Source organism: Staphylococcus equorum (genome assembly GCF_029024965.1).
Classification (GTDB): domain Bacteria; phylum Bacillota; class Bacilli; order Staphylococcales; family Staphylococcaceae; genus Staphylococcus; species Staphylococcus equorum.
On sequence record NZ_CP118982.1, the window covers coordinates 1,225,975 to 1,237,985 of the forward strand.

The window sequence follows — 12,011 nt, forward strand, 5'->3', positions numbered from 1 at the left end:
TGAGTACATGAATAAGCAATTAAGAAACAATATCATCGTTTTAGCATTAGCCTTATTTTTAAGTTTCATACTTAACGCGGCCCATATATTATTACCATTTATGTTTGGTCCTATTATTGCAAGTATCATCTGCGTGAGATATTTGCATTTAGAAGTAAATTGGCCATTTTGGCTAAGTCAGATTGGTTTAGTGTTATTAGGTGTTCAAATTGGCTCTACTTTTACTAAAGAAGTTATTTTAGATATTAAAGATGATTGGTTTACCATTGTTATAATTACAGTGTTATTACTTGGTCTCGCATTAATCATTGCTTATTTTTTCAAAAAAATAGCAAAAGTGAATACTGAAACAGCAATACTTAGTGTCATTCCAGGCGCATTGAGTCAAATGTTGATTATGGCTGAAGAAAATAAAAAAGCAGATATTATGGTAGTAAGTTTGACCCAAACTTCGAGAATTATATTTGTGGTTATTCTCGTGCCTTTCATTTCATATTTTTTTAAAGACGCACAAGAATTAGCGACTGGTGGATCTGAAGTAACAGCAATATTGACTGAAGCTTTATCAATTCCTAGTATCATATTTTTGACACTAGCTGTAATCATTGTTTATGTCATAATGGGTAAAATTAATTTTCCAACTAAACAGATACTTGCACCAGTTCTTGTTTTAATATGTTGGAATTTGTTGACAGGTGCTAACTTTACATTAGATAATTATATTATTGCAGCTGCACAAGTCATATATATGATTAGAATTGGCGTTCAAATTGCACTCTTATTAGATCAGATGAAAGGACGGATTGCCGTCGCAATCGCTTTTCAAAATACATTCCTCATATTATTAGCTTTCGTAATGGTGCTTATTATCTCTACATTTTCGACTCATTCAGTAAATGAATTATTCTTGGGCGCTGCTCCAGGTGGCATGAGTCAAATTGTTATTGTAGCGTTAGAAACAGGTGCGGATGTCGCATTGATTTCTAGTTATCATATCTTTAGAATATTCTTTATTTTATTCTTAATTGCTCCAGCGATAAACGTGTTCTTGAAACATCGTGAAAAAAAACTTAACTAAACAGATGATATTTTTAATTAGACATTTGAACAATATCAGCACAATTATATATTACTACTTTTATACACAATACTATGATATAGAGAGGGTGAGACCGTGTTAGAAAATGTGATATAGGCATATCAAATAACTTTTAAAGTTAAAGTGACTCTGCTTTTTGAGCGAATATGGTGAAACAAAAGTCGCAAGTAATAAAGTATTTCTAACATATATTATGAAATTTAATTATATCATGGCCATTATTCTTCTATGGGTCAATGTCATACTGACTTACGATAGTGTTAAAGGTATCGTCGCAGTGTTATTGACTTTACTTATAATTAGATTGTATAAAAATAAAAAGATTGTTAAAAATAGTCACAAAAAACGAGATTTATAAAGGTTTTGAAATTTTAAAGACCTTACTATTTATTTGAAAATAAAGAATATAGAAATGTAGAATCGTTACTCTGTGAACTTACAATTAAAAAATGCCAACAAAACCTTATGGATTTGTTGGCATTTTTTAATTTTCTAGAGAAATATTCTTAGTTTGGTCGTAGAACTTTGTTGGATTATAGTAAAAAAATTGAAAAACAAACCTTCCTTGAAAGGAATTAATATATGGCTAACTAAAGCCCTTACCCTGATAATGCTTTGGATTATTAGGACATGCTTGCATGTGTGCATTATATAAACCGGCAGCTTCTAAAAATGAATAAACTGTCACTGGCCCTAAAAATTTAAAACCATACTGCTTTAATGTTTTCGATAATTCCGTAGCGCGTGTGTCTACAGTTATACGATCACTTGGATTTGTATATCCACAATCGATGGGCTGGTGATCTACATATGACCAAAGAAAATCGCTGAAACTTCCGAAATCTTTTTCTATTTCAAAATATCCTTTTGCTTGTCCTACAATGGCTTCTATCTTTTTTCTATTATGCACGATATTAGGAAATGTCATCAAGCGATCTATATCATCTGTTGTCATTCTAGAGATAAGCTCTGGATCAAAGTCATAAAAAGCTGCTTCATAAGATGCTTTTTTCTTTAAAATTGTTAACCAGGAAAGACCAGCATGTTGTGATTCTAAAGCCATCAGTTTAAATAATTTCAAACTATCATAAAGTGGTTGGCCCCACACTTCATCATGATATTCGAGATAGGTCGGATCTTTTGTACCAAATGCGCATTCATTCATATATTTTCACTCCATTCCATTGACTTATCTTAACATCCATTATACTATAATTAAGTAAAGAAATATTGTCTACTGGGAAGAGTAAATAGGCTTAGATTTAACAGAGAGTACATGTTTGCTGAAAATGTACAGTTTAACTTATTGAAGGTAGCCCACATTGAACTTTAGCTGAAATACTACAAGGTGATTGTATGTAAATTAGGTTGAAGCGTGTTTGAGCGTTAATCATAATTTTAAGTGCTTGAAATTAGTGAACTAATTTCTTGAATTTAGGTGGTACCACGGGAAATCCGTCCTATAATATTTATAGGGCGGATTTTTTATTTTAAGGAGGATTTTAACGAATGGAAATGAAACCAAAATATAATCCGAACGAAGTTGAGTCAGGGCGCTATGAAGAATGGCTTAATAAAGGCTATTTTAAAGCATCTGAAGATAATATCAAAGAAACTTACACAATTGTTATTCCGCCACCCAATGTAACTGGTAAATTACATCTAGGGCACGCTTGGGATACAACCTTACAAGATATACTTACACGCATGAAACGTATGCAAGGTTATGATACTTTGTATTTACCAGGTATGGACCATGCTGGTATAGCAACACAAGCAAAAGTAGAAGCTAAATTAAATGAACAAGGATTATCTCGTCATGATTTAGGACGTGAAAAATTCCTTGAACAAGCGTGGGACTGGAAAGAAGAATACGCTACATTTATTAGAAAACAGTGGGCTAAACTAGGATTAGGTTTAGACTACAGCAGAGAAAGATTTACATTAGATGATGGTTTGAGTAAAGCAGTTAATAAAGTATTCGTTGATATGTATAATAAAGATTTAATCTATCGCGGAGAATATATTATAAACTGGGATCCTATCGCTCGTACTGCATTATCAGATATTGAAGTTATTCATGAAGATGTACAAGGTAAATTTTATCATTTTAAATACCCTTATGCAGATGGCGAAGGATATATAGAAATCGCTACGACACGCCCTGAAACAATGCTTGGTGATACTGCGATTGTTGTGAATCCTAATGATGATCGTTATAAAGATGTCATTGGTAAAAAAGTTATATTACCAATACTTGGTAGAGAATTGCCTATCTTAGCAGACGATTATGTGGATATTGAATTCGGTAGTGGTGCAATGAAAGTGACACCTGCGCATGATCCAAATGACTTTGAAATCGGTAATCGTCATGACTTAGAGCGTATTATTGTCATGGATGAATCTGGTAAGATGAATGACAAAGCTGGTAAATACGAAGGCTTGGATAGATTTGACTGCCGTGAACAGCTTGTAAAAGATTTAGAATCTGAAGGTTTAGTTATTAAAATAGAAGAGCATGAACATTCTGTTGGACATTCTGAACGTTCTGGGGCAGTTGTAGAACCTTATTTATCTACACAGTGGTTTGTAAAAATGAAACCTTTAGCAGAACAAGCATTAGATAATCAAAAAACTGATGATAGAATCGACTTTGTACCTGCAAGATTCGAAAAAACATTTAACCGTTGGATGGAAGAAATTAGAGATTGGACAATTTCACGCCAATTATGGTGGGGACATCAAATTCCAGCATGGTATCACAATGAAACTGGAGAAATTTATGTCGGTGAAGCAGCACCAGATGATATTGAAAATTGGACGCAAGACGAAGATGTATTAGACACTTGGTTCTCTAGTGCATTATGGCCATTTTCAACATTAGGTTGGCCAGATGTTGAAGCTGAAGACTTCCAACGCTACTTCCCAACGAATGCATTAGTAACTGGTTATGATATTATTTTCTTCTGGGTTGCAAGAATGATCTTCCAAGGATTAGAATTTACTGGAAAACGTCCTTTTAATGATGTATTATTACATGGATTGGTCCGTGCAGAAGATGGACGTAAAATGAGTAAGTCTCTAGGTAACGGTGTTGATCCAATGGATGTTATCGATGAGTATGGCGCAGATAGTCTGAGATATTTCTTAGCAACTGGATCTTCACCAGGTCATGATTTACGTTACTCTACTGAAAAAGTTGAATCTGTATGGAATTTTATCAATAAAATTTGGAATGCAGCTCGATTTAGTTTAATGAATATTGGCGATGACTTTAAAGTTGAAGATGTAGACTTATCAGGTAATTTATCATTAGCAGATAAGTGGATTTTAACGCGTTTAAATGAAACGATTGCTAACGTTACGGATTTAAGTGACAAGTATGAGTTTGGTGAAGTTGGTCGTACGCTTTATAATTTCATTTGGGATGATTTTTGTGATTGGTATATTGAAATGAGTAAAATACCAATGAATAGCGATGATGAAGCTCAGAAACAAGTAACACGTTCTGTACTAACTTATGTGTTAGATAATACTATGAGAATGTTACACCCATTCATGCCATTTGTTACTGAACAAATTTGGCAAAATCTGCCACATGAAGGTGAAACAATTGTTAATGCACCTTGGCCTAAAGTGAACGATGCATTGATTTTTGATGAAAGTAAAGAAACGATGCAACAACTTGTTGAAATAATTAAATCTGTTAGACAATCACGTTTGGAAGTAAACACACCATTATCTAAAGCAATACCTATTTTCATTAAAGCAAAAGATGAAAATATTAAAAATACACTATTAAATAATTCAAATTATATAGATAGATTCTGTCATCCTAGTGAACTTACAATCGATACAGCAGTTGAAATACCTGAAAAAGCAATGACATCTATTACTACAGCTGGTGAAGTTGTCTTACCACTTGAAGGTTTAATCGATATGGATAAAGAAATTGAGAGATTAGAAAACGAACTTGGGAAATGGGAAAAAGAATTGGATCGTGTTAATAAAAAATTAGCAAACGATAACTTCGTTAATAAAGCACCTGAAAAAGTAATCAATGAAGAACGTGAGAAAAAACAAACGTATCAAGAAAAATACGAGGGTGTTAAATTACGAATTAATCAATTAAAAGCATAGGAGTCCTAAACATGAATTACCTAGATAGCTTATATTGGATACATGAAAGAACTAAATTTGGCATTAAACCAGGCGTTAAGCGTATGGAATGGATGTTAGAACGATTAAACAATCCTCAATTTAATATAAATGGTATTCATGTAGGTGGCACAAATGGAAAAGGATCCACAGTTGCATATTTAAGATCAGCGCTTGTTGATAATGGATATGAAGTGGGTACTTTCACTTCGCCATTTATTGAAACCTTTAATGAGCGTATAAGTTTAAATGGGATACCGATTAGTGATGACAATATTGTTGAATTAGTTCAAAAAGTAAAACCAGTAAGCGAAGCATTAGAAGTTGAAACAGAGCTTGGAACAGCCACTGAATTTGAAATCATTACTACGATGATGTTTTTATACTTTGGTGAATTACACCCCGTTGATTTTGTAATAGTTGAAGCGGGATTAGGGATTAAAAATGATTCAACGAACGTTTTTAAACCGATATTAACAATTCTCACAAGTATAGGACTAGACCACATTGAAATTCTAGGAGATACTTATACGGATATAGCAAAAGATAAAGGCGCAATCGTTAAACCTAATACGCCAATTATCTATGCAGTGAAAAATGAAGATGCGCTTAAAGTAATTCGTGGCTGCGTTGAGCAACAGAATACTGAAGGCATAGAGTTTGATCGTGATATTAGTATCGTTTCACAAGAAGAAGAATTTACTTATCGTTATAAAGACTATGAATTAGAAACCTTACTATTAAATATGTTGGGTGAGCATCAAAAAGAAAACGCAGCTTTAGCAATAACTGCACTTATTGAACTAAACGAATCAGGTATTGTTGATTTAGATTTCAATAAGATGATAGATGGTATTGAATCAGTAAGCTGGACTGGGAGAATTGAGCAAGTTAAAGAAAAGCCTTTAATGATTGTTGATGGTGCGCATAATGTTGAAAGCGTTGAAGCTTTGATTAGTACAATGAAAGATTATTATCACGTTGATAGTCTAGATATATTATTTTCTGCAGTGAAAGGAAAACCAATTAATACGATGGTAGACCAACTTAAAACAATTGCTTCAACGTTTTATGTTACTGATTTTGATTTTCCTCGAGCATTAACTAAAGATGCTATTTTTGAAGAAATACGATTTGATCAAAAAGAACTTGTTGATGATTATGTGAAGTTTATTGAAACATATGAAGGTGATGGATTAATCATAACTGGAAGTTTATATTTCATTAGTGAAGTTAAAGCGAAAGTTAATTTTTAGATATTATTTAACAACAGTGAAACTGTGCTGATATTGATTAAATAAATATTTATTCAATGAGAAAGCTAGTTATTATTTTGCGTTATTGAGTCAGGATTAATGATTTATTCTAACTTTAATGCAAAAGTAACTAGCTTTTTTATATAGTAGATTTATGGAAAATTTTAAAAAGTTGAATATTTTTATATTTTGTATAAATTGTAATTTATACGTTGTTTAAATCAGATGATTATTAGTGCTTTTTTTATCCATTTAGCAATTCCTATTTTAATTTGTAATAATATGATAGTATTTACAAAAGGGAGGGAAAGATTAACATGACAGAAAAGAAATTTCCAAAGGATGCAATGCGTGTACTGAAAGAAACAAGTCGTACGTTTTATATTCCGATTACCTTTTTAGAAAAAGAATTAAAACATTCAGTAGCATCTGCATATTTAATACTACGAGCAATTGATGAGATTGAGGATCATGAAGAAGTAGATAATGATTTAAAATATACAATTTTAATGCAAGTGAGTGAATTATTTAAAGAACCTTTCGATGAAGAAAAATATCTAGAGATACTAGGTCCTGTGAAAGATTTCATGCCTGAAGTTACACTCCGTTTAAGTGAGTGGATAGACGCATGTCCTGACAGAACTTTGCCAATTGTTTTAGATTGTTCAAGCGAGATGGCATTCGGTATGGCAAAATGGGCGAAAGCAAACTGGGATGTTCATACACGAGAAGATTTAGATGAATATACATATTACGTTGCAGGACGTGTTGGTGTCATGCTGTCAGAACTATGGGAATTGTGTGCTGGTGAAAAAACAGACCGCGATTTAGCCATTGGTTATGGACGTGGACTTCAAGCTGTTAACATTTTACGAAATGAGAAAGAAGATTTAGATGAACGTGGTGTGAGTTTTGTACCGGATGGTTGGAGTCGTACAGACCTGTTTGATTATGCAGATGAAAACTTAGCAAAAGCAGATGCATATATCGATTCACTCAATAAGAGAACGATTATATTATTCGCACGTTTACCTTTAGCACTTGCACATAAATCTTTAAAAGCTATGAAAAATGGCCGTGAAAAAATAACACGTAAAGAAGTGGAAGAAACTGTAGAAGAAGTTAAGAAAAAATAGTATCGAAAATAATGAATTATGTTATTTTTAAAAATAACAACAATAAATAGCATATTAATTTATGAATACAGAATGGCTGATTGTGTTTTTCTGTATCCATAGTTAAATGTACATATGTTTATTATACAGAAGCGCGTAATCTTTATTTTATTTAATTGATTAATCATTTAAATTGTAGAGGTTATGCGCTTTTTATGTACTAAAAATTTATTTTATCAAACTTACAATTAAAATTTTTAACTAAGTGATATTTTTGTTATTAAATTAAAACGGACATGATATAATTTTTATAAGGAGGTATATTATTGATCAAACAACTTTTATTATGTCCAGTTCTATTTAGTTATTTGTATCAGTTGAGCTATGTGAATCAATTAAAATTAAATTACTTTGGTTTACGTTCTCGTTGTGATTATTGTCATAGAGAACTTAAATTTACCGAAATAATACCAATTATAAGCTTTTTATGTTTGAAAGGGAGAAGTAATTGCTGTCAAAGTAAGTTGAGCTCTTTATATTTAATTGGAGAATTTTTATCGATTGTTCCTGCATTTGTTCTTTCTTATTTATCATTCCCTCTAGATCACACCACTTTTTTACTTATTTATATATTCCTACTTGTATTTACGATGTATGACATCAAAACTTTTGCATTACCAATCCATCTGTACATTATATTTTCATTGTGTGCCTACTTTATTGGACAAGGAAATGTATACCATTTTTTAATCATGACTACGGTATTACATCTTTTATATTTTTTAATACGTCACGGCATTGGTTACGGAGACATTCTTCTTTTTTCATTGCTTTCTTATTTACTGCCATATTCAGATTTTGTGTTAATAATGTTTTTTACGTTTATTTGTGGAGGTATTTTTGCTTTATTTAGTATGATACTTTTTCGTAATTTGAAACAAAGAATACCACTGATACCTTTTATTTTTGTTGCTTTTAATTTAACGATGATATTTCATCAATATTTAACTTTAGGAGAGGGTCTTATTTGAGAATAAATGAACTTGCAGATAACCAGAAGCCGAGAGAACGTTTGTTAAGTCATGGTGCCTCACATTTATCACACGCTGAGTTATTAGCCATACTAATTAATACTGGTCGAAAAGGGAGTTCGAGTATAGATATTGCAAACGAATTGTTGAAGTCAGTTGATAACTTAAAAGAATTAAAAATGTTATCTATCAGCGACTTAAATAAAATCAAAGGTGTAGGTTTATATAAAGCGCTTATTTTGAAAGCAGCATTTGAGTTAGGAGAACGCATGCATTCAGGTAGCGTAGATGATAAGATTCAAATTTCAAGTCCTAAAGATGTTGCGGATTTTATGATGGGTAAAATGGAGCATTTGACACAAGAGAAATTTATAGCGTTGTTTTTGAATTCTAAAAACGTAATTATTAAGCAAAAAACCATATTTGTTGGCACTTTAAATAGTTCAATTGTGCATCCACGCGAAATATTTAGTGAAGCTATTAAATGTGCGAGTAATGCTATTATAGTACTACATAATCATCCTTCAGGTGACGTTACGCCCTCAAACGAAGATATTAAAACCACTGAAAGATTAAAAAAATGTGGTCAAGTGCTAGGAATTGATTTATTAGATCATATTATTATAGGTGACCATATCTATTTAAGCATGGTTGAAGAAGGTTATTTTAACTGAGGACTTTTAGAGTAACTGAAATATTTTAGTTCTGTTTCCAAGTTTAATTCATTTACATGAGTAGAACATAAATTACTTATCCTATATTTTAAAAACATATTAATTTGATAATTAAAAGACCTTTTGGATTGTTGATTTTTTAAATATACTTTATATTAAAGAAAGTTATGGAGGAGAACATTTATATGAGAGTCAAAAAAGTATATTTATTACTGATTCAATTTTTAATTATTATTTTATTAATATCTTTATTATTTACTAAGTCAACTGCAATATTTGCAGTCATATTTGCTTTATCAGCTTCAATTCTTATTATACATATATTGGTATCGAAGAACTCGTGGAAAGTGAAAATCATGTTCATTTCAATATATACTTTAATCTTAATTCTACAAGAAGTTTTTATAGCTTCTACATTTTTTAATAATAGTAGTATTTGGCTCGCCTTTTTAGTAAAAAATATCATTGGTATTATTATCATATTTGTACCGTTCTTTGTAAGGTACTTACATTATATATACACACTTGAACATCAATTTTCAATGATCAGTAAAACATCAATTAGTTTTGATATGATTAGAGAAATAAATAATAAAAGGAACAGTTTAAAAAAGAATGTTAGTAAAAGTAAAACTGCTTTATCTAAAGAAAATATTTATGAAATTGCGAATGATATTCCTAGGCATAGTTATATTAAATATTTAAATAGAAATGCGCTGAGTGAAAGTTATTTCGCAGAATGTGAAAAAAGTTTAAATGATGAAAACTTGTATATTGTTTTATCTAGCACAGGCAGTTCTGCAAATGAATTAATTTCACTTTTCACTCAAAAAAATTATAATCATGTTTCTCTTAGTTTGGATAAAGAACTGAAAACAACAATTAGTTACAATGGTGGAGAAAATCTAACTCTACCTGGTTTAAACCAAGAACAATTAGAGTCTTTTAATAAAAAAAGTGACGCTAGTATAATGGTATATAAAATAAAAGCTACGAAAGAACAAAAGAAACGTATAATTGAAAAAATTAATGAAATAAATAACGCCGGTAGTGCTTATAATTTAGTAGGACTTGTAACTAAGGCATCTATTAGACCTAATATTATGTTCTGTTCTCAATTTGTGTACAGCATTTTGAAAATAGCTAATCTAGAGTATTTTGAAGCAAATAATACTAAGGTTAAACCTACTGATTTTGTTGAAAATGATTATTATAGAAAATTAGAATTTTGTTATGAAATTGCTTTTTAATATAGCATTCATGTCATATATACAGAATATTTATAGGTAATCTAAACTATTAAGAGGAGTGTAATATATGCATAATCGAAAAAAGTATAAAGTAAAACTTGATAACACAGCAATTATTCATATGGCTTCTCATAATAAAAGCTGGTTAAATATATTTAGGTTATCTATTACTTTAAAAGAAGAAATACACCCAGCCATATTACAAGAGGCTTTAAATGTAGTTACAGAAAGATTCCCTACAATTGCAGCTAGAATATCCAAAGGTATTTTTTGGTATTATCTAGAACCAGTTTATAAAGCACCCATTATAGAAAAAGATACAAAACTATTAAAGTATATGTCGAAAAAGGATTTATATAAAAGTAGTTTTCGCGTATTATATTCAGAAAAAAGTATACATGTTGAATTATTTCATTCATTGACTGATGGTAAAGGTGGCATGGTATTTTTGAAATCATTAGTTTATGAATATCTTAAACGAAAAGAAGGCCTACATTTAAAAGATAGAGAAGATATATTAGATACTAATGAGCATCCTAGTAAAGATGAAATAGCAGACAACTACAAAGATATTAAAATAAAACAAAAAAATAAAGTTACTTTTAAGAATAACCAAGTGTACCAATTAAAAGGGAAAACAATAAACAAATTAAAAACAGAAAAATATATTATTGATATAGTAGATATAAAGAAAATAGCTAAAGACATGAATATAAGTTTAACTGTTTTAGTAGCTTCAATGATAATTATGGGGCTAATAAATTTGCAAAAAGAGGAAATGAAAACACAAAGTCAGAAAGATATTAAAATCTTCTTGCCTATTGATTTAAGAAATGTGTTCCATAAAAATACGTTACGTAATTTTGTCCTCTATATGAAACCTCAAATTAATCCTAAAGTTCAAGATTATACTTTGAATGAAATTATTAAAATTATTGATAATCAACTTAAGTCAGGATTATCGGAAGATAATTTACGAACAAGGATTCAGAAAAATGTGAGCATACAGAATAGTATATTCATTAAAATGATGCCATTATTTATCAAGCAATATTTTCTTAAGCGTTCATTTTTATTTAGCGAAAAAACAACATGCTTAACTCTGTCGAATTTAGGATTAATTCGAATGCCAACGGAAATGGATAAATATATAGATAGAGTAGACTGTATACTTAACACTCGATCACGAACGCCATACAACTGCAGTATGTTAAGTTATGATAATAAGTTTTATATAAATTTAGTTAGAGACATTGAACAACCGTTATTGGAATTGGAAATAAATAAGTTATTAAAACAATTAAATATTAAGTATGAAGTAGAGAGTAATGAGTACTAAAAACTAACTTTATATCAAAAGGAGACAAACTAATACAGTTATTACTTAGTTTGTCTTTTGTCGTTGAAAAAATAATATAACGATTATAT

At 30.5% G+C, this 12,011-nt stretch carries 10 protein-coding genes and 1 other annotated feature; of the genes, 9 read left to right on the top strand and 1 reads right to left on the bottom strand.

What is annotated here, in order from left to right; all coding sequences use genetic code 11:
• Positions 1–7: 7 nt before the first annotated feature.
• On the top strand, positions 8–1,078 hold the full coding sequence (locus PYW44_RS05950; protein WP_002507391.1) for an AbrB family transcriptional regulator: 1,071 nt from the start codon (positions 8–10) through the stop codon (positions 1,076–1,078).
• A 214-nt stretch (positions 1,079–1,292) separates the two neighbouring features.
• Positions 1,293–1,457, top strand: coding sequence for a hypothetical protein (locus tag PYW44_RS05955; protein WP_157946294.1), 165 nt, complete (start codon positions 1,293–1,295; stop codon positions 1,455–1,457).
• 228 nt (positions 1,458–1,685) lie between these two features.
• Here the strand turns inward: PYW44_RS05955 and PYW44_RS05960 are convergent, their stop codons facing one another.
• Complete coding sequence (locus PYW44_RS05960) at positions 1,686–2,264, bottom strand: DNA-3-methyladenine glycosylase I (protein WP_021339101.1); 579 nt, start codon at positions 2,262–2,264, stop codon at positions 1,686–1,688.
• Between the two features lie 59 nt (positions 2,265–2,323).
• Positions 2,324–2,565: a binding site (T-box leader), on the top strand.
• Positions 2,566–2,608: 43 nt separating this feature from the next.
• On the opposite strand from PYW44_RS05960, the gene PYW44_RS05965 reads away from it, so the two are divergent.
• From PYW44_RS05965 to PYW44_RS05995, 7 genes are all read left to right on the top strand, one after another.
• Complete coding sequence (locus PYW44_RS05965) at positions 2,609–5,239, top strand: valine--tRNA ligase (protein WP_021339102.1); 2,631 nt, start codon at positions 2,609–2,611, stop codon at positions 5,237–5,239.
• Between the two features lie 11 nt (positions 5,240–5,250).
• Positions 5,251–6,513: a bifunctional folylpolyglutamate synthase/dihydrofolate synthase gene (locus tag PYW44_RS05970; protein ID WP_021339103.1), complete on the top strand. Its 1,263-nt coding sequence runs from the start codon at positions 5,251–5,253 to the stop codon at positions 6,511–6,513.
• A gap of 317 nt (positions 6,514–6,830) precedes the next feature.
• Positions 6,831–7,649, top strand: coding sequence for a squalene/phytoene synthase family protein (locus PYW44_RS05975; RefSeq protein WP_115075985.1), 819 nt, complete (start codon positions 6,831–6,833; stop codon positions 7,647–7,649).
• Between the two features lie 305 nt (positions 7,650–7,954).
• Positions 7,955–8,659, top strand: coding sequence for a prepilin peptidase (locus PYW44_RS05980; protein WP_021339105.1), 705 nt, complete (start codon positions 7,955–7,957; stop codon positions 8,657–8,659).
• Complete coding sequence (radC, locus tag PYW44_RS05985; protein WP_065367458.1) at positions 8,656–9,333, top strand: RadC family protein; 678 nt, start codon at positions 8,656–8,658, stop codon at positions 9,331–9,333. The genes PYW44_RS05980 and radC overlap by 4 nt, the downstream gene beginning before the upstream one ends.
• 185 nt (positions 9,334–9,518) lie before the next feature.
• Positions 9,519–10,583, top strand: coding sequence for a hypothetical protein (locus PYW44_RS05990; RefSeq protein WP_115075986.1), 1,065 nt, complete (start codon positions 9,519–9,521; stop codon positions 10,581–10,583).
• A 67-nt stretch (positions 10,584–10,650) separates the two neighbouring features.
• On the top strand, positions 10,651–11,922 hold the full coding sequence (locus PYW44_RS05995; protein WP_069801590.1) for a hypothetical protein: 1,272 nt from the start codon (positions 10,651–10,653) through the stop codon (positions 11,920–11,922).
• The last annotated feature ends 89 nt before the right edge of the window (positions 11,923–12,011 follow it).